Raw genomic sequence first — 18874 nt, 5'->3', positions numbered from 1 at the left:
GTAGCGTCGACGGGACCATGGAAAACGCGGCCCAAAGTCAAATGACGCTGGATATCGAGCTGCGAATCGCTCGGTAAATGGTCGATGGGTGAACATTCAAAGCTTTGGTGACCTCTCGTGGGGCCGTCCCTTCATCGAGTAGTTTCTGCCCAAGCGCTATCTGTTCGGCCTTGAGTACGAGCGGTCGGTCGAAACGGACACCCTTCTGCTTTGCGATTGATCGTCCGGCGCTTGTCCGCTGCTAAAGAGAGCACGTATTCGGCGATGCTGGTCAAGAATGCCCTATAAAAGGTTTTTGACGTATGAAACTGCCGTTCTCGATGCAATCGAGGATGAAGGTGACGCCCTCCGCACGGGTAATGGAGCGGAGTTGCAGCTCCTCCGGGATTTCCGTGACGACCTGCCACGGCCCGTTTCCGGCATGAGCGGCAAAGGGGGCAGGTCGAATGATAGTCCAATCCAGATCGGTTTGCTCAATCATCGCTTCTTGCCGATCCTTGTCAGTATAGCGGTTGTGGGTGAAGAGGGGATAGATGACGTGATTGTAGACCCACCCTCCGTGGCCTTTGGTGTTCCCGGCCCCGATCCCGGTAATCACCACGAGGCGTCTGGCACCCGCCGCCTTCATCGCGGCTATGACGGCTTTGGCGGTCTCCGAGAACAACGTCGTTCTGCCAGTGCTGTCGATGCCGATCGCAAGAATGACGGCGTCGTGACCGGCAACATGCTGTTTCAAAAACGCTTCATCGGTAGGCGAGCCAACTATGACGCGGACGGCCGCTGTTTCCGCAAGTTTACCCGCTCTGCGCGTCTGCGCTGTGATGCGACTTCAGCACTTCGACGCTTTGCCTCATTCGATCGTAGAACATTCTCAGGCGATCGACTCGACCTTTCACCGGATCTCGCGGATCGAATGTCGTCTTGATGCCGAGGTAGGCATCGACTGCGCTGCCGCCGCTTGTCGACGGATGGGCGAAGGCACCGAGCACCTGCTCATCTTTGAGGTGTCCCTGGCGAACGCACCACGCGAGTGCGGAAAGCGGCGTCTCGCCCAGAGCGACGAAGCGCGCCGTATCCGGAATGTCCTTCAATGAAGTTATGAAGTCGGAATGGAAGCACTTTGAAAAGACCAAGGACTTCATGATGTCTTCGAAGGATCCCGCGAACGGCTTTCCCCGCCTGAAAGCAGCGTGCGGAACAACCGACGTGCCGAGAAAGATGTCCGCGTTCTTGCCCCAGAAATCATCGACAGTGTCGATTCCAAATAAATCCGCGAAACCGAAATGGTTCATCATCTTAACAAGGTTCGGACGCATCGTCGGACTACCGAAGGCACCGTGAATCTTTGCGGCCTTCAGGATTCCCTCGTCATCGAGACCCACCTTTATCTTGCTGCTGGCGGTGCGGTAAGCGAGTTCCATCTGGTTCGGTCCGGGCGTTATGCCCACAACGACAAGCTTCGCCGCTGGGTTTGTCCACTCGAACGGGACATAGAAGATCTCGTCGGACCCGGTGGCCGCCATCAACGTCTCTTTCGACTTCACCGCCTCCTCGCCCTTCCGATCTATGATATCGCGGTAGCGGCCGAGATAGACGGGCGTGTTCTGATGCATGTTCGAACATTTCTCCTGGACGATTCGAGAGCTACGTTCTTACGAACATCAGGGCGGTAAGCAAGTCCGCTTTGAAGGGGATCAGGGAGTAGGCCTGCCCCGTTGACCCTTGCGGATTAGGCATGACTGGCGGTGGACTTGATAAAGCTCGAAACGCACCCAATATTGGTGCGATCAAACCAGTAATGGGTGCAAAATGTCAGCCATCGACTTCATGCTTTCGGAACGGCAGCAGAAGATGCTGGGGGCATTGCTGCTCCATCCGGACCGGCAGTACGGCTCGAACGAGCTTATCGCCATCGGCGGTCCCGGCTACGGCGCCGGCAAGCGAATTCTCGAACAGTTCGAGCGGTCGGCGATCGTCGTGAAGACTGCCCGTGGCAATCAGCGCCTCTATTCCGTGAACGGCCGGCATCCTATTTATCCAGATCTGCGCTCGATCTGCTTCAAGACATTCGGGATCGCGGACGTGATCGCCGGGGAACTTGCACCGTTCAAGGACCGCATCAGTCTGGCATTCGTGTTTGGATCGATCGTCCAGGGAACCGAGCGGGCAGACAGCGACGTCGATCTCATGGTCGTTGGAAATCTCGACGTCTTCGACCTCGGGGGAGCAATCGAGCGTATCCAGAAAGTTCTTGGACGAGAAGTCGATCTTAATCTGCACACGTCGGAAGAATGGGAGGCGCTCCAGAGCGACCAGGTTATCGGAGCAATCTTGAAAAAGGAAAAGATCATGGTGATCGAGCAACGAGCTGGAAGGACAATATCGACAACCGCGTCAAGATCGGCGTCCTGAAACCCGCAGATTATGTCGATGACGATGTCCGACGACTCGGCCGGATTTCTTCGAGACGCGAAGCTGGCGACTTCTCCTCGTTCCCGGTTTCACTGGCATACGAAGGACTGCATACGCTGCATAAGGGCTCGCCATTGCCGAGAACAAAGTCGAAAAGGCGCAACTGCCCTAGACGACGGGAGGTTTCAGAAGGGCCCCAATCCTGGAAATAGTAACTGAAGGAATGAAGTTGAAGTCCGCGCATATGCGCATCGCCCGTTCCTTCGTTAGGGCCTCTGTCGAGGACACATGCGAGTCGCCGTCGCCGACCGCCCAAGCGCTCTCCCACAGAACGGCGAGCAGGTGCGCGCCGCTCTGCATGTTCTTGATGGTCTTTGTGCCGAACTTCGTCCACAAGTGCTCAGCGCGCTCCTTCGGCTTGCCTGCAAAGCTGCCGAATTCCCTGACGATGGCCATAGGCGGAATTGTGGTGAACGTCTTGCGCATCATTGCGACCGTGAGCTGCGCGGCCTCGAACCCGGTCGTAATCATCTCCGCTGCTTCCGTCTTGCGCGTGTTCATCAGGCCGGCGAGGACCTTATCGCGGAAGGCGCTGATCATCGCATCCTCGTATCCGCTATGCACGCCCGCGCCAAAGCGCCGCATTTCGGTTTGGCCTTTTCTGGCGCCGCGGGTGATCGTGTATTCGACACGGCGTGAAGGATCCCCGTCGTGGAGGTAGGAGATGTGCAGGGGCTGACATGCGTCGCCGATGTAGTGGGTCAGAGTTCCGGCCGCGCACACAAACTCCGGCCCTTTCCCAGCCGCCACAAAGGTGACCATCGCATCGAAAATCTGCCAGACTCGAAACGGCAGGAAGCCACGGCGATCCTCGGCAATGGGCTCGCCGCTCTCGAGGTCAACGATGGAGTCGTAGAAGTTCGCCCATTTTCGGGGATCGAGGAAAACAGGGTCCCTGCATAAATCCAGGAGCGTGTCTCCGTTGGCGTCGGGCTGATCCATGTCGGCGAAGTGGTTCGGACCTTCGTAAGTGCGATCGAAGCCTTGCTTGGCGATTCTCGGCTTCCAATAGAAATCGGGCACGTCTGCAAGAGCGACGAAGTCTGCAGTGCCCATGCCTGAGAAGTTCCCTGCAAGAATGGCTGCGTCGTCATGACTGATGATTTCGGCGTTGTTGTTCATCAGCGAGACAAGCTTCTGAGATCGGTTCGACAGCGCGACTTGGGCGCGCGACGCTATCGAGAAGTGGCCGATGGCACTCCAAGTGTCCGGTTGGTCGAGATTCCAGTTGCGGACCGGATCAACGCCCAAATCAGCGCAGACACGGGACAACAGCGTTGCCAGGACGAAACTCTGTGGCCGCGCCTCGCCGGCAGAATAGAGCATGTTCCGGCCCCACTGCATGGCGAGCGGCAGGTAGTCTGGCGGCTTCTTGCCTTTGGACGGGGACTTGCCGGACCTGTCGTTCTTATCAGGCTCAAGGAGCCAGAGCGTTCCGGAGTCGCCTGGATGTGTCTCGAATGGCACTGTGTTCCGGTCCCCGTCGTCGGCAGGACGCGGACCGATCAGGAGGTCAGCCACATACTCGAAACCGCCGTTCGTCTTGTAGCGGTAAAACAGCGCCGCGATCTCGCCCTGCATCAGGCCGCTTGCCGCACCGGTGCCTCGTACGTCACGGCCGATCAGTGCCAATGAGATGGTGTGAACCGACAGGTCGACCATCTTGCCCATTTGGCCGATGTCGCGGATTTCGGCGGTCCACCGATCGAGGTTGTCGATGTCGATCAAGCCAACATCGAGATTGACGTAGACGTCTCGACCAGGCCAGCCGGGATAGTGCGTGGTGAAAAGGGCTCGAGTCAGGTGCTTCTCGGAACTCACTCCGATCCGTTCCTGCTTGCCTCCCAGCCGCGAGTAGATGATCTCGCCAGCCTCTCCGGCGACGTGGCGGTTGGTCAAGGCGTAGACTGTATGGCCGTCGCTTACGAGGCAGGCAATGGTCGCGGCGTAGCTTTGACCTTGGTTGTGAGAAATAACTGGCCAACCGCCCCCTATGTTATTGACCGGGAAGACCGTGGTCAGCGGCCGCTTTTCGTTTTTCTCCTCTTTCGGCGCCTCTATGACGCAGACTGGCACCCGACGACCGTCGGGCAGATAGAGCGTCTTTGGTACGATCTCGCCCGGCTCCAGATCCTTCTTCGAAACCCATTGCTCGACGAACACGAGAATGGAAGGCCACGAGTAATAGCGAACTTGGGAGTTTGCCAGCGTACGTGCATAAGTGCCATGGACCTTTCCGGAGCCGCGCTCGCTCGGCCAACTATCCTTCGAGCGAATGCGATAAAGCCCGACGGCAGTCGCGACTACGTTCGGGTGGCGCATCAGGTGGACGTGGTATTGGTCACGCGCGTCGAGAAGATCGCGTAGTGAGAGTTGATCGTACTCTCGATCGAGCCGTCTAATAGCCATGTCCCGAGCCCCCCGGACGGAATGTCTTGGCACTATCGCCTTTTAGCATCGCTGCTTAGTCAATCGGTTAAGCAGTGTTGACTATGACCTGTCACTTCACCCCCAACTTTCCAAGAAGGCGGGAAAGCAAACGTCATCCACTTCAGGTCGGTGCCGTGCGTATCTTACAACCAAATGATATGGAGCCAAGCCCTGGAATCGATCGCGTCCACGCCGGGGTGAAGTGGGCGCTAAGGGCAAGCTCGACGATACGTCTTTAGACGATCTGGGAGACCCCATCAGGCAGCGTCGCCAGGTCGCGTTCAGCACCATGCCGATATCATGACACGGAACGAACGGACCGATTTGCGGCCGGCTGTCTGTCAGGGAACGCTTCGAGCCAAGGCTGCACGCTAGTCATCGCGGCGTCGGGTACGGACCTGTATCCCTGGGGACGACGTCGGTCCAGGGGCGGAAGCATCAGGATGTCCGTCTCGCCGGGCTTCTCGCTCTTGTCCCCAAAAAGCTGCGTTTGGGAACGCACCGGCTTTTCACTTCTCGCAAGCATCCGATGCGACGGCCAGAGACAACGGAGGGTGGCAGCGGTCGCGTCACGGGTGAACACGCGTGAATCCGTCCTAACGAGGATGACCGAGTGCGGGGACATCGCGTTCCGTGCCGTGGAAAAGGCCTCCATGAGAAGCCGCCTGTATCCCTCCCGGTCAGCATACTTCTGGGCGGTGCTCCCGTTAGGAAGCGGGGAGTCCCCGAGAAGCCACAGCCGGATCCAGTTGTCCAGACGGTAGTTCGTCACCCCGCAATAAGGCGGCGAGGTCAGCAGGAGCCGGAATGCAGAACCTTTCCAGGAGACCAGCCTGTCGCGGGCGTCGCCAAGCTCGATCTCGCTCCACTCGCGCATGCGGGGCAGCCCCTTGGTATACCTCCATGCCACTCTGGCCTCGAAATAGGTGACGGGGTCGATTTCCGGGGGGCGCATCTCGCGGGCCTTCCACCATCGGACAGAATAGTCCGGCGACATCGCCTTCGACTGCCTCATCTGGTTGCTCACCGCTGTTCCCGCCTTGCCGTGGAGATGAACAAGTATTATCGCCGCTAGCGTCCAGTCGGTCCGGTCCGCCCGCCAGCGAAGTTCGCGCCTTGCGGCGCGCAAGAAGCCGAGCATGCCGGCATCCCAGGCCCAAGCCTGGAACTCGTTCTCAGGGTGCCGATCTTCGGGCGCCACCAAGGCCGCGATCTCATGGATGCGGCGGACAAGCTTCTGGACGTCGGGCTCGGGCGACGTTTTGGCGGAGGCGAACACCCAGGCGACTGGATTGACATCGACACCTACGGCGAAGCGACCCGTGGAGGCCGCAACGAATGGGACGGTGCCTCGACCGCAAAACGGATCCAGAACCCCGTCCCCCGGTCTGGAAAATCGAGCAACAGCTTCCCGAACGAAATCAGTGGGAAACATGGCGTAGTAGGGGCCCAGGGTCGCCCACCTTCCTTCTGGGACGGAGGGGGTCCAGTCTATCGTCTTGTTCATGGTTTTCCGAAGGAGCCGGCTCTCGAGGAAGCCGGTCCCTCGGAAACCTTGGGTGGACGGCTGGTGTCAATGAAGGTCTTGCGTAGGATGTCGGAACCACGCTGGATCGGAATCGCGGCATGGGCATGGGCGCGTATGAGAGGCATGAAGCCATCTCTGTAGAGGTAGGTGGAGAGCTCGTCCAGGACGTTCAGGCAGTCTCCGAGCCTGGGATAGCAGCCCGAGTCGTTCCGGGTGAAGTCCTGGGACGCGCCGTCCACCATTGCTGTCGTGATAACGGCATGGTCACCGGACCGGGTCTTGTAGAGCACCTTTCTACCGAAATACGTGATGTCGCCGTGGACCTTCGCCCCCTTCGGCCGCAGGGTGATTCGCCGGTTTATGTAGTCCGCGTCTGGGGTGATCACGGTCCCTGCGGAGAAGACCTTCCTCGGCCCCTCCTCTTCGTCGAAGTCGATCATCTCGAAATGGTTCACGAACTGGCCAGACTTCTCGAAGCCGAAAAGGGCGATGTCGAAACCGCTGGAGCGGCAAAGGTCGTTCATGCGGGCTAGCTCCTTCCGGAGGTAGGGAGTCAGCCAGGCGGCGTGGCCGAACATAGCAAGCGGGCCGTCGAGAATGAAAACATTGTCTCGGAGGTGAACCAGCCGGTCCGGTTCGGCAGCAAAGAATCTCAGGATGTTGAAGAGAGCCAGGACTTCGAGCAGATGCCGGACCTCGCCATGGGCCTCGCCGTTGCTGCCGGTAGGATTGAAGCGCTCGACGAATCGCAGCGAATCGCTTTCAAAGATCGTCTGGGCCCTGTGACAGTGGCAGGGATAAGCCCCCTTGCCCGGCGTGAGGCGCTCTTCGCATTCTTCGACCGGGCAACGCGTCCGCGACGTGTCGTGACCATAGGTGATCGCCGCCAGCGTCTCGCCGAGCGTCTCCCAGCTCTTGTCGATGCGCGACGTCAGCAGGTCGTGGACGGACTCGCGAAAGAACGCCGACGGCGTGTCATTGATCAGTCCCTTGCGAACGACGTTCGCGCCCGGAAGGACGGCGTCAAGCGTCTCGACCTGCTCCATATCCCGAAACAACGATGGCGACGGTATCTCGTCGGGGGGCAGTGCGCTAAGCTCCTTCAGGTCGATCAGGAGCACCGAGACCTTCAAGAGCGAGGCGTCCGCGCCGGGGGCCCCAGCCTGAGCTGCGTCGTAATCGTAGATCCATCTATCGCAATGACCCGGCCCGGAATCCAGCGGCTGCGGGCGACGTTCGCCACTTGCGGGGGAACGGGATCCTCGTCCTCCGGCGCCCGGATTTCGGCGCGGAAGCGCTGCATGGCTTGGCTCGCTTCCAAGGTCAAAAGCGCCTCGCCGGATGCTCTTTCCATTTCGAACGGCATCTCTACGGCTTCCCGCTTTCTTTGGCAGGCGTTAGCGCGACGAATGGGTCAATCTGCACCGGGACCACATATGGATTCGACAGCGTCCTCATTCGTATGAACCCTGGCAGCGGCACATTGAGTATCTGCTGCTCGAAGTCGCCGAAATCGTAGAAATCGCGCACCTGCTTGACCTCCGCCCCCCGGTTCAGGTGAGCGACGAACCAGTTGTCGGTGTTCGAAAGGATGTTCGTCATGATAGAGCTCGGCTCCTGCGTGGCGTACACCAGCCCTATCCGGTATTTGGACCCTTCCTTAGCCACGCGCGGCCAGACCTCTCGAAGGTCCTCTCCGTCCTTCGGAAGGAGGTTATGGGCCTCCTCGACGTAGACGATGACGTCGGGCGGGAGGATCATTTCCCCCGACTCGTCGAGCCTAGGATTGGTGAACGCGGACTTCTGGTGTTCGAAGACGCGCCACATCAGACGCCGGGCCGCTTCCTCGTTCATCTCCGGGTCGCCTGTGGACTGGTCGACGATGACGAGCCGACCCTTGGACAGGTCGGACACAATCTGGTCGGCAAAGTCTTCGCTCGTCTTAGGAGAATGCTGCGGAGCGACCTTGCCTAGCAGCCTGAGACCGCCCGGCTGCTCCATCAGTGCAAGGATTCCCATGAGATTGGCGTCATGCCAATCCTTCTCCTCGTCCTCCTTGCGCCGTTCCCTGTTGAATTCGGCGTATCCTGAGTCCTTGTCGCCTATTGCCAGCCGAAGGAGGTTGAACGCCTCGTATGCCTCGTCCCACGACACCGTTCCCTTCTCGAACAGGACGGCCGCGCGGCTGTAGGTCTCGTTTGCGCTCAGGCTCTTTCTCAGCGCGGCGTTCGTCAGCCCGATATGGTGGCCTTCCCCAGAAGGGCCGGAGGCGCCAGGCCGGCCTTCGCGAGCAAAGCGCGATAGGCTGTGACAACGCGCTGGTAGCGCGTTCTTGCGCCCTCGTCCCATGTCTCCGGGACTTCCAGACTGACGTTGATGAACGCTGTCCTGTACTGAGCCGTTCCCTGAGAGATCAGAGCCGAATCGACGACGGCCTTCGCCTGTATTAGCGGAGTCAGAGCTGCGACGACCTCCTTTCGCTCCCGCCAGTTGCGGGGCTCGGCTCCGAAGAAATTCAGCTTGACGAGACGCCTGTTGGGGTCCCCCGGATGCTCGTGCAGGCCGTAGGTGACCACGTCGGTCTCTTGCGCGTTCCGACAGCCGCGCCAGACGTTGCGCAGCGCGCCCCTGTCCATCGGGTTCTCGTTCGCGTACTCGCCGTTGGCGTCGAGGATTAGCTGGCCGACCCGCCCGAGCTGCGCGTCGCTGGATCTGAGATTGAAGACGGAGGATGCGATGATCTTTACGGTATTGGACTTGCCGGTGCGGCTCATTCCGAACAGCGCGGTACGGCGCGCGATCAGATCCGTCGGGTCCAGTGTCACCTCGACCTGGTCAATCGTATCGCCCTCGCGCTCGCTGGCGGCGTACCGGACGCGTCCGATCCTTATCCGTTTTCCCGCAAGAGGGTGCGCATCCCTGCCCTGAGGCCGCACATAGTTGGCGATCTTGCTCAGAGCCTCGCCGTCCGGCTTGTAGACCTTCATGCCCCTGCCGGAATAGATGTTCGACAGATCCGCACCGAACACGAAGTGCCAGACCCCGTTCCGGCTCATCCGCATCATGAAGGTGCCGACGACGCGGCAGTCGACCCCTGCGAAGCGCAGGAAGTTCGCCGTGAACTTATCCAGCGAACGCTCGTCGTCCCAGTTCACACGGTCCTTCGACGCCGACACCCTGGTGCCAGCCTCATAGCGCATCCTGTCCGTTTCCGAGGCGTTCGGCAGAGGCGCCTTGTCCAGGACTCGCAGCAGTATCAGGGAGGTGTCTTCGGAAGAGGCGTCGGGGGACGAGCCAGGCTCAATCCGTGAAGCGACGAGGAAACATCCCTTCGAAACGCCTCCCACGTTCGCGCGGAGCCTGTCGTGTACGAGCACCGTGGCCGAACTGTAGTCTATGCTGATGAGATCACCGCATATTCGGTCGGGATTGAGGAGATCCGCGAGTTGCTTGCCAGCCGCGATGGCGGCGTCACGTCTGCCTGCCCGCTCAAGGTCGGTAAGAAAGCTCTGCATGGTTCCCTCGACTCCGCCGATTCCATAATCCGATGTTCCATCGAATCTTTCAGGCAAACAACCGTCGAATGCCGTATTGGAATGAGGGTGCACGAAAAAGTTTACTGAAGCATGCAGGTCTTCCGTGCGACGGGCGGGGTCGCGCCTTGCGACGCCCGCACCGGAGCGGACACGTCATCAGAAGAGTCCAGGTCCGATTGGACACGCTTTCGTGGTGAGCTTGACGTCGCGGGTAACGTTGCCCAAGGGCGCTCCATTGATCTCACCACATTCAAGTCCGGGTCGCGGAGATAAAGTTGGGGCGAAACATCCGCAGCTTCGCGGAGCGAAATCGGAAGCATTCGGCCGTGGCCTTGTAGCTGCCGCTCCCCCGAGTCGAGACGCGAATGATGCACGCTCGTGCCATGACCCAGTCCGCCTGCCCGATTGAATAAGGTCTTCCTCTCAAATTTTACCGATCAGCTTACCGGTCCCGCAAGATCCGTGCCGTTATGAGACAGCCCGAGCTTAATACGACAGAGGGGCAACTGCGAATGGACGCAAAGGCGGAAGCGCTTGCAAGGGCGAAGAAGGCAATCGTGAACCTTCAGCGACAGATGACGGAGCGCATCCTGAAGGTCGCTGCCGAAGTCGATAATCTTATGGAGCACCTTACGCCTCGCGAGACCGTGCACTTCCTTCAGGCCGCCTGCGGCCTAAGCGCTTCCGACGCTTCCACCTACTGCAAGTTCTCGACAAGGCTGGATGGAGTCGGCGAAACCCTCCGCGCCTCCCGGACCCAGTTCCCCCTCGTCAAAGCGCTCGTGTCCGCCGACGCGGAAACGCGGAAGGAAGCTCTCTGGAAGATGCGCGCCGGCGCCCGCGTCGAAGTGCGCGACGTCGCCGCCATCAAAATAAGGCTTCGCGAGGAGAAGCTGTTGCCGGAACAGGTGCTGGCGCAGTCGCGCATGCGGAGAGTGGTGGCCGCCGCCGGAAGGCGGGCTTCCAAGGCCGCGGCGGGGCTCGACGGCCGAATGACCGCCTTCATCCGCCTTGCCGAGGACTGCCGCAGCGGAATGGACCGTATGGAAGTGGAGAGCGAATCCCTCGCATCCGAGCGAGTCAAGGCGGAAGCCACCACCCTCCTCCCCCTGTTTGAAGCGGCGTTCGGCAGCAGCCATCGCTCCGTGCGGGACCTTGTCGCGTCTTCGACGAGCCCCGAGGAACGGCGGATCGGCCTCGTACACCACTCGTTGCGGAAGTTCGCCGAGGGAAGGTTCGGACGTCATGGCGGATATGCGCTCGACAGCTCGCGCGCCGGAGCAAGGCAGACGAACATCATCGAGTGCCTGCGCGCGGTGACGAGCGCGCCTCGGTCATGGATCGTCCGCCCCTGGATCAAGCAGCACGGCCCTCTTGTGGAGCTTCCGGACCGCCGCCTCTCGTTCGTCGAATTGTGCGCTGGATCTGGTGGGATGGCGCTCGGCCTGGAAGCCGCGGGCTTCGAGCCGGCGGCACTGGTGGAGATCGACAAGAACGCGGCAGCGACGCTGCGCCTCAACCGGCCGGGCTGGAACGTCATCCAGCAAGACGTCAGGACCGTCGACTTCAAGCCGTTCCGCAGCCAGCGCATCGACCTGCTTGTAGGAGGACTGCCCTGCCAGCCGTATTCCGAGGACGGCAAGGGCCTCGGCAAGGATGATCCCCGCGATCTCCTGATGCAGGGCGCAAGAGCTGTCGAGGAGATGCGTCCATGGGCATGCATGTTCGAGAACGTGGCGGGCCTGCAGCATTCAAAGCACGCCGACCATCTCGGAGCCTTCCTCAGCGCACTGAAGAAGGCCGGCTATGTGGTCGACCTGTTCCGCATGAATACGGAGGACTACGGGGTGGCCCAGGAACGGGAGCGCCTCTTGATCGTCGGCATGCGAGGCGAATCCATGAGCGGCTTCCGCATGCCTCCAAGCTTCCCCCAATGGCGCACGAACCTGGGTGACGCTATCGGCGACCTGATGGCCGCGAACGGCTGGGAGGGCGCCCAGGAATGGAGCCGGGCGCGCAGGGAGCAGATCGTCAAGAAGGACGGGGCTCTGCTGCGCGGCGTGCTGGCATCGACGATCGTTGGCCGCAAGGGAGGCTCGCGCGAGAAGGAGCGCCTCCGCTGGGCGCTGAAGGGCCTGAGCATCGACGGCGTCGCAGACGAGGCGCCGACGCGGGCCGATGCGGATGCGGCCGGCGAAGGCTTTCTGCCTAGGCTGACGCTAAGGATGCGAGCCAGGCTTCAAGGATTCCCCGACTCCTGGCAATTCGTCGGAGGAAAGGATTCGGCGGCGAGGCAGATCGGAAATGCAGTTCCACCCGTAATCGCCCAAGCGATGGGCCTGGCGATTCATGCGGCACTCGACGAGGTCGTGTTTGACTACGCCAGAATGTTGCTGCGGCCGCACCAAGCGGAACGGGTGGAGGCGCCAAGGACCGCGATGGAGGCGCCGTTGCTAAGTCCCGTCGGCCTCGTCGGAGAAGATCGCCACCCTACGGTCACTTTCGCTGAAGCCTGAACGCGTACAGCGGGGCAAATGGGTCGGTTTGCACTCTCGTGAGCCTGAACGCATTGCGGCTCGCTGCAGCAAGCGCTTGAGGCCGCGCGGAGCCTCGCTGGCGCCCGCAATGGAAGCTGATCTAAGAGGCGCCTATCTACGGGTTCCGTAAGCAAGCCCATGTCGGCGTCGCTTAGACTCTGACATGGGCAGATGAGCGCTATTAGTTAGGGCGAGCAAGGTCATCTGCAGGGTGCCGTCTCGCCGTTCTCTCAGCACTGTCGAGTCTTTGGAGCAGATCGCTGAACACGTGAGGAGAATCCTCGGGCAGTGCTAAGGCGCGAAGCGTTTGCAGATATCGCCTTACTTCCCTGCCGTGACGCAGGAAGGCCTTATACTGATTTTGTCCCGACTCACGGCTCATTGACACACTCACATTCGCAGAATCTAGAGCAGGCAAAACTTTTCGTTGGCTGATTGGTTCCTAATCAGCTCTCGGGGCGCGCCCTCCAGGCTACGGACCTCAAGGTGGACTTTCCGTGGTGGGCTCGTGTCAAGCTAACATTCCGGGTCCAACGTTCGTGGCGAAAAACAACCGGAGCTCTCCACGGCCAGCCGACTTCGGCAACTGGTGAATGATTTCGTTTCGAAAGAGCAGATGCTGGAGTGCTGCCGAGGCTTGGCGCTCGGGATCCTGATCGATGGCAAGCTCCAGCCAGCCCTGCTGCAGATAGCTCCGGTGATCCGGCGAGATTTCATGGGTGATCCAGATGATCTCGCCCGGCTTCGACCCTGCCTGCAGCGCACGCAGCACGCCTTCCGAGCCCGCGCCGGTATTGTAAACGCCACAGGGCGGCTCCTGGCGCCGCAAGGACGAGGACACCGCCCGAAAGCATCGCTCCGGATCGTCATGGGTGTCGGTGTCACCGATCTCGAGCACATGATTTGGGAAACGTGCGATCGTCGCGGCGAACCCTGCCCGCCTGTCCTGATGGCCATGGTAGTCGCTGCGCGATCCGATCACTAGCACGCGGCCCGCCCTCCCCACCATTCGCCCCATCACATAGCGGCCGTGGCACCGGCCTCGAACGGGTTGATGCCGCAATATTTCACGCCCGAAATTCCGGGAAGATCCGTCGCGACTGTCGCGACCGGCTCGCCGCGGCCGATGAACCGGCGGCAACTACAGTTCCCGTGCTGCGTAGAGGCATCGGATCATCTCGCTGGCGAATGTCTGCATCCGTGCCCTCCCCGCTTCGTCGCTCCCGCGTTCCGCGAGGTCCAGGTAGCAGTCGAGTAGGAATTCGCAGAGAGGCACCAGCCGCCCCGGCACGTTCTCCGGAACATGGCCCAGGAGAGGCGTTTCGCCAGGAGGCGCTTCCGACAGAGCAGTCGCCCGCTCGAGCGCCTCGTTCGCCAGTCCTCGCAGCCGCTCTGCGCGCGCGCCGGGCGCCGATGGATGGTGTCTCAGCAGCTCCAAGAGCCGCCTCTCGAGCGACGGGAGGTCGCCCCTGACGGAATCGGGTTCCGCGCGGCGCATCTCATGAAACGCCCGACGCCGCTCGCGGCGCAGCGTCGCGACGTGGCCCAGTTCCTCCCTTGCCAGTCGCTCGGCTGCCTGCCTGATCTCTTCGGAAGGCGCGTGCGCCGCCGCATAAGTCCAGAACACGAAGGCCCGCTCCTCGTTGCGGACCGCCATGGAAAAGGCGCGGTACGACGTCAGCAGCTCCGGGGCGACGATCCCCGCCCCTTCGTCGTCGAAGAGCGGCTCCGAGAGGTCGACGGGTTCGGGTGCCCTGCCGCCAAGCCATTGGTCCACCTTCCCAAGATGTCCCTCCTCTTCCGCGATCAGACGCTCGAAGACCGCGGCCAGGTCGGGTCGCCTTTCGGTCCGCATGCGTGCGGCCAGGGCGACATAGCCGTCCACGGCCTCCTGCTCCATCGCTCGGGCGAACGACAGCAGCTCGCTCATCGAAGCCATCACCCAAGGCTCGGTTCTCTTTTCCGGCATGTTCCTGTTCTCCCGGTTGGCACGCGCAAGTTGCGCATTTTGGTTCTGGTCCTCAGGACCCCAGACAGTTTGGACCTAGTTGAATTTGATCAAGTTGATTTGGCGCAAAGAAACTCGTTCCCACCCGTGTGAAATGGCTGCGATGCAGTGGCCGCGCATGGCCCAGGAAACCCGATGTACCAGGCAGCGATTCATAAAATGCACGTGCAACGCCTTCTCCGCGGTCTCGTTGTTCTCTGCGTCGCTCTGCTGCTGGCCTTTCCAAGCATGGCCGCGGGCCAACTTTCCATCTACCTTCAAAAGGTGCAGCCAGCGGAGATCTTTCCGGGCGCGACCCGTTTCGGCGAGGTGACCGGATATCCGCCGATCGCACCGGTCTTCCGCGGCGACAGCCTGCTGGGTTACGCCTATCTCAATTCCGACGTCACGAGCTCCGTCGGCTATTCCGGCAAGCCCATCCATATCGTCGTCGGCATCGATCCAAAGGGCGTCGTCCGCGGGCTGAAGCTCGTCGACCACAAGGAGCCGATCGTCCTCATAGGCATACCGGAGGCGAAGGTCGTCGCCTCGGTCAACGCACTCATCGGCAAGGACCTCGGGCGCGTCTCGGCAGGGGCAGAACGGCCACCGCAAGTCGACATCGTCAGCGGAGCCACCGTGACCGTCCTCGTCATGGGCGACAGCGTCGTCCGCTCCGCCGTCAAGCTGATCCGCAGCAACAGGCTCGGCGCGGACGCCGCCGCGCGGCCCGGATCCTCCACCGAAATCCGGAAGGTCGATCCGAACAAGACAGACACGAGCGACTGGCAGACCCTGATCGGCAACGGCTCCGTGAGAAGCCTTCGGCTGACGGTCGGCGAGGTTTCGGAGGCGTTCCGGCAGGCCGGCCAGCCAGGTGCAGCCGGGCGACCCGAGACGCACGGTCCCGGCGACAGATTCATCGACCTCTACATCGCTCCGGTGAGCGTGCCGGCAATCGGAAGATCGCTGCTCGGCGATTCGCGTTATCAGCAGATGCGCGCCAAGCTGAAGCCGGGCGAAGAGGCGATCGTCGTGGCGGGAGACGGCGCCTACTCATTCAAGGGTTCCGGCTACGTCCGGGGCGGCATCTTCGACCGCATCGAACTGCTTCAGGACGGTCAGGGGCTGCGGTTCCGCGACCGCTACCACACCAGGCTGCCGGCGCTTGCAGCGCCCGGCGCGCCGCGGCTTCGCGAAATCGCGCTATTCGTCGTTCCCGCCGAGTTCGACTTCGATGTGACCGCGCCCTGGGAGCTGCAGTTGCTGGTGCAGCGCAGCGCCGGCGGGCGCGAAAAGGCCGCGCTGCCTTACAATCTGGGCTTCACCCTTCCCGGCGACTACGTGACTGTCGAGGCGGCATCAGCATCGCCGCCGACAACAGTCGCGCCAAGTGTCGCCGAACAGGCGACACCCGCCGAGCCGATCCCTGAAGGCGAGCCGCTGTGGATGAAGATGTGGGACATGAACCGCGTAACGGTGGCTATCACTGTAGCGGCCGTGCTCGTCCTGACCCTGATCTTCTTCTTCCAGGACTGGCTCGTGAAACGGCCTGCACTGTTTGCCTGGGTAAGGCGCGGCTACCTGTCCTTCACGCTCGTGTGGCTTGGCTGGTACGCCAACGCCCAGCTTTCCGTCGTCAACGTCCTGACATTCTTCAACTCCTTGGTGACCGGCTTTCACTGGGAATTCTTCCTTTCCGCCCCGCTAGTCTTCATCCTGTGGGGGAGCGTGGCCGCCGCGCTGCTGTTCTGGGGCCGGGGTCCCTTCTGCGGCTGGCTGTGTCCGTTCGGGGCGCTGCAGGAACTGACCAACAACGTCGCGCAGTGGCTGAAGGTGCCTCAAGTGCGGGTGCCCTGGGGCCTGCACGAACGTCTCTGGCCGATCAAGTACATCATCTTCCTCGGCCTTTTCGGATTGTCGCTCTACTCGCTCGCGCTTGCAGAAATGTTCTCGGAAGTCGAGCCGTTCAAGACCGCGATAATCCTGAAGTTCGTCCGGGAATGGCCCTTCGTAATCTTTGCGCTCACCATGCTCTCCGCCGGCCTGTTCATCGAGCGGTTCTACTGCCGCTATCTGTGTCCTTTGGGGGCCGCTCTCGCGATACCGGGCCGGATCCGCATGTTCGAGTGGCTGAAGCGGTGGCCGGAGTGCGGCTCGCCCTGCCAGCGCTGCGCCAAGGAGTGCCCGGTCCAGTCGATCCACCCGGAGGGAGCAATCAATGTCAACGAGTGCATCTACTGCATGCACTGCCAGGAGCTTTACCACGACGATCAGCGCTGTCCGCACATGATCCAGGTGCGGCTGAAGCGCGAGAAGTTCATGGCGCTTTCCACCCCGGTTTCGCGGGGAGAAGTGCCCGCAAAGACCGCCGTGACCCACAAGGGCGCCCCGATCAGAAAAGCTGAGACGGCGCCCGGAAATCCCGTCTGACGCCAACACCCAAGGAGAGGCACAATGTCAAACGAAGAAACCAAGATGCGTCTGAACAGACGACAAATGCTCGGCACCACCGCCTTCGTGGCGGCAGCCGGTGCCGTGGGCGCCGGTGGCGCGCTGACGCTTTCGGGCGGCATGGCGACCGCGGCGAAGGCGCAGGAGGCGTCCGCGGGAAGCTACGAGGTGAAGCCGGGAGAACTCGACGAATACTATGTCTTCTTCTCGTCGGGGCAGTCGGGTGAAATTCGTGTCGTCGGCGCGCCGTCGATGCGCGAAATGATGCGGATTCCCGTCTTCAACCGGTGCAGCGCCACCGGCTGGGGCCAGACGAACGAAAGCCGCAAGATCCTGACCGAAGGCCTGCTTCCCGAGACCGTGGAGTTCTTGAAGGACCGGGGCGGCGTGTACACGAACGGCGACCTTCATCATCCGCATCCGTCGTTCACCGAGGGCACTTACGACGGCCGCTACCTTTTCGCCAACGACAAGGCGAACACGCGCGTCTGCCGCATCCGACTCGACGTTATGAAGTGCGACAAGATCATCCAGCTTCCCAACCAGCACACGGTCCACGGGCTCCGGGTCCAGAAGTATCCGAAGACCGGCTACGTCTTCTGCAACGGCGAGGATCGCGTGCCGATCCCGAACGACGGCAAGGTGCTCGACGACCACAAGCAGTACAGCGCGATCTTCACCGCCGTCGACGGCGAGACGATGAAGGTCGCCTGGCAGGTCATGGTCGACGGCAACCTCGACAACGTCGACGCCGACTACCAGGGCAAGTACTGCTTCGCAACCTGCTACAACTCCGAAGAAGGCGTCAATCTCGCCGAGATGATGGGCAGCGAGCAGGACTGGGTCGTCGTCTTCAACCTCAAGCGGATCGAGGAAGCGGTCGCCAAGGGCGACTACAAGGAAATGGGCGGCGTGCCGGTCCTCGACGGCCGCAAGGGATCGCCCTACACGCGCTACATTCCGGTCTCCAACAGCCCTCACGGCATCAACACGGCGCCCGACGGCATCCACGTGGTTGCGAACGGCAAGCTGTCCCCGACCGTGACCGTGTTCGACGTGCGCAAGTTCGACGATCTGTTCGATGACAAGATCAAGCCGCGCGACACCGTCGTCGCTGAACCCGAACTCGGCCTCGGCCCGCTGCACACAGCCTACGATGGCAAGGGCAACGCCTACACGACCCTGTTCATCGACAGCCAGGTGTGCAAATGGAACATCGAGGACGCCAAGCGGGCCTTCGCCGGCGAGAAGGTCGATCCAATCCGCCAGAAGCTCGACGTCCACTACCAGCCGGGCCACAACCACACATCCATGGGACAGACCAAGGATGCCGATGGCAAGTGGCTGATCTCGCTGAACAAGTTCTCCAAGGACCGCTATCTGAACGTCGGTCCGCTGAAGCCGGAGAACGATCAGTTGATCGACATCTCCGGGGACGAGATGGTCATCGTGCATGACAACCCTACGTTCGCCGAGCCGCATGACGCGACCATCGTGCACGCCTCCAAGATCAACCCGGTGCACGTCTGGAATCGCGACGACCCGGTCTTCGCCGACGCGGTCGCCCAGGCCAAGGCTGACAACATCGATCTGCTGGTCGATTCAGAGGTCATCCGCGACGGCAACAAGGTCCGTGTCTACATGACGTCCGCGGCTCCGGCCTTCGGTCTGGAGAGCTTCACGGTGAAGCAGGACGACGAGGTCACCGTCTACGTGACCAACATCGACGAGGTCGAGGACCTGACGCACGGCTTCTCCATCATCAACTACGGCATCAACATGGAGGTGGCGCCGCAGGCGACCGCTTCGGTGACCTTCAAGGCCAGCAAGCCCGGCGTCTACTGGTACTATTGCTCCTGGTTCTGCCATGCCATGCACATGGAGATGAAGGGCCGGATGTTCGTCGAGCCCACGGCGGCATGATGCGCAT

Annotated in this window: 15 protein-coding genes; 5 read left to right on the top strand and 10 right to left on the bottom strand. The window is 61.3% G+C overall.

The window, feature by feature from the left end:
- Positions 1-271: 271 nt before the first annotated feature.
- The gene (locus USDA257_RS19110; RefSeq protein WP_231698942.1) at positions 272-766 is read right to left on the bottom strand and encodes an NAD(P)-dependent oxidoreductase; all 495 of its coding nucleotides are present in this window, start codon (positions 764-766) and stop codon (positions 272-274) included.
- Between the two features lie 28 nt (positions 767-794).
- On the bottom strand, positions 795-1613 hold the full coding sequence (locus tag USDA257_RS33055; RefSeq protein ID WP_014764596.1) for a hypothetical protein: 819 nt from the start codon (positions 1611-1613) through the stop codon (positions 795-797).
- Between the two features lie 196 nt (positions 1614-1809).
- Between USDA257_RS33055 and USDA257_RS19100 the strand changes: the two genes are divergently transcribed.
- Positions 1810-2412, top strand: a complete 603-nt coding sequence (locus USDA257_RS19100) for a nucleotidyltransferase domain-containing protein (RefSeq protein ID WP_014764595.1) — start codon at positions 1810-1812, stop codon at positions 2410-2412.
- A gap of 168 nt (positions 2413-2580) precedes the next feature.
- Here the strand turns inward: USDA257_RS19100 and USDA257_RS19095 are convergent, their stop codons facing one another.
- Positions 2581-4143 (bottom strand): hypothetical protein, encoded by a 1563-nt coding sequence (locus tag USDA257_RS19095; RefSeq protein WP_223843344.1) that lies wholly within the window; start codon positions 4141-4143, stop codon positions 2581-2583.
- Here USDA257_RS19095 and USDA257_RS37970 point away from each other — a divergent pair, their 5' ends adjacent.
- Complete coding sequence (locus USDA257_RS37970; RefSeq protein ID WP_223843343.1) at positions 4144-4839, top strand: hypothetical protein; 696 nt, start codon at positions 4144-4146, stop codon at positions 4837-4839.
- Positions 4840-5200: 361 nt separating this feature from the next.
- On the opposite strand, the gene USDA257_RS19090 is transcribed toward USDA257_RS37970, so the two are convergent.
- The 5 genes from USDA257_RS19090 to USDA257_RS37955 form a co-directional block, all read right to left on the bottom strand.
- The gene (locus tag USDA257_RS19090; RefSeq protein ID WP_014764593.1) at positions 5201-6409 is read right to left on the bottom strand and encodes a DNA methyltransferase; all 1209 of its coding nucleotides are present in this window, start codon (positions 6407-6409) and stop codon (positions 5201-5203) included.
- A complete protein-coding gene (locus USDA257_RS19085; RefSeq protein WP_014764592.1) occupies positions 6406-7551 on the bottom strand; it encodes a hypothetical protein in 1146 nt (381 codons plus the stop codon). Before USDA257_RS19085 ends, USDA257_RS19090 begins: the two co-directional genes overlap by 4 nt.
- Before the next feature lie 8 nt (positions 7552-7559).
- Positions 7560-7796 (bottom strand): hypothetical protein, encoded by a 237-nt coding sequence (locus USDA257_RS37965; RefSeq protein WP_014764591.1) that lies wholly within the window; start codon positions 7794-7796, stop codon positions 7560-7562.
- A gap of 2 nt (positions 7797-7798) precedes the next feature.
- Complete coding sequence (locus USDA257_RS37960; protein ID WP_223843342.1) at positions 7799-8584, bottom strand: hypothetical protein; 786 nt, start codon at positions 8582-8584, stop codon at positions 7799-7801.
- A gap of 77 nt (positions 8585-8661) precedes the next feature.
- Positions 8662-9945, bottom strand: a complete 1284-nt coding sequence (locus tag USDA257_RS37955) for a helicase HerA domain-containing protein (RefSeq protein ID WP_223843341.1) — start codon at positions 9943-9945, stop codon at positions 8662-8664.
- Positions 9946-10478: 533 nt separating this feature from the next.
- Here USDA257_RS37955 and USDA257_RS33050 point away from each other — a divergent pair.
- Positions 10479-12482: a DNA cytosine methyltransferase gene (locus tag USDA257_RS33050; RefSeq protein WP_014764590.1), complete on the top strand. Its 2004-nt coding sequence runs from the start codon at positions 10479-10481 to the stop codon at positions 12480-12482.
- A gap of 532 nt (positions 12483-13014) precedes the next feature.
- On the opposite strand, the gene USDA257_RS19070 is transcribed toward USDA257_RS33050, so the two are convergent.
- Complete coding sequence (locus USDA257_RS19070; RefSeq protein ID WP_231698924.1) at positions 13015-13491, bottom strand: substrate-binding domain-containing protein; 477 nt, start codon at positions 13489-13491, stop codon at positions 13015-13017.
- Positions 13492-13644: 153 nt separating this feature from the next.
- Positions 13645-14472 (bottom strand): ferritin-like domain-containing protein, encoded by an 828-nt coding sequence (locus tag USDA257_RS19065; RefSeq protein ID WP_014764588.1) that lies wholly within the window; start codon positions 14470-14472, stop codon positions 13645-13647.
- Between the two features lie 174 nt (positions 14473-14646).
- Here USDA257_RS19065 and USDA257_RS19060 point away from each other — a divergent pair, with 174 nt between their 5' ends.
- Positions 14647-16923 carry a regulatory protein NosR gene (locus USDA257_RS19060; RefSeq protein WP_014764587.1) on the top strand — a complete coding sequence of 759 codons (2277 nt, stop codon included), beginning with the start codon at positions 14647-14649 and terminating at the stop codon, positions 16921-16923.
- Between the two features lie 24 nt (positions 16924-16947).
- Positions 16948-18867 carry a TAT-dependent nitrous-oxide reductase gene (nosZ, locus tag USDA257_RS19055; RefSeq protein WP_014764586.1) on the top strand — a complete coding sequence of 640 codons (1920 nt, stop codon included), beginning with the start codon at positions 16948-16950 and terminating at the stop codon, positions 18865-18867.
- The last annotated feature ends 7 nt before the right edge of the window (positions 18868-18874 follow it).

This window comes from Sinorhizobium fredii USDA 257 (assembly GCF_000265205.3).
GTDB classification, from domain to species: Bacteria; Pseudomonadota; Alphaproteobacteria; order Rhizobiales; family Rhizobiaceae; genus Sinorhizobium; species Sinorhizobium fredii_B.
This window is presented reverse-complemented; position numbering and strand designations above follow the sequence as displayed.

Bases quoted from the DNA above. Each gene is read 5' to 3' on its own strand.
- USDA257_RS19100 (WP_014764595.1), top strand. From the start codon at position 1,810: ATGTCAGCCATCGACTTCATGCTTTCGGAACGGCAGCAGAAGATGCTG.
- USDA257_RS19060 (WP_014764587.1), top strand. From the start codon at position 14,647: ATGTACCAGGCAGCGATTCATAAAATGCACGTGCAACGCCTTCTCCGC.
- USDA257_RS33055 (WP_014764596.1), bottom strand. From the start codon at position 1,613: ATGCATCAGAACACGCCCGTCTATCTCGGCCGCTACCGCGATATCATA.
- USDA257_RS37965 (WP_014764591.1), bottom strand. From the start codon at position 7,796: ATGCCGTTCGAAATGGAAAGAGCATCCGGCGAGGCGCTTTTGACCTTG.
- USDA257_RS33050 (WP_014764590.1), top strand. From the start codon at position 10,479: ATGGACGCAAAGGCGGAAGCGCTTGCAAGGGCGAAGAAGGCAATCGTG.
- USDA257_RS19095 (WP_223843344.1), bottom strand. From the start codon at position 4,143: ATGGGCAAGATGGTCGACCTGTCGGTTCACACCATCTCATTGGCACTG.
- nosZ (WP_014764586.1), top strand. From the start codon at position 16,948: ATGTCAAACGAAGAAACCAAGATGCGTCTGAACAGACGACAAATGCTC.
- USDA257_RS37955 (WP_223843341.1), bottom strand. From the start codon at position 9,945: ATGCAGAGCTTTCTTACCGACCTTGAGCGGGCAGGCAGACGTGACGCC.
- USDA257_RS19090 (WP_014764593.1), bottom strand. From the start codon at position 6,409: ATGAACAAGACGATAGACTGGACCCCCTCCGTCCCAGAAGGAAGGTGG.
- USDA257_RS19065 (WP_014764588.1), bottom strand. From the start codon at position 14,472: ATGCCGGAAAAGAGAACCGAGCCTTGGGTGATGGCTTCGATGAGCGAG.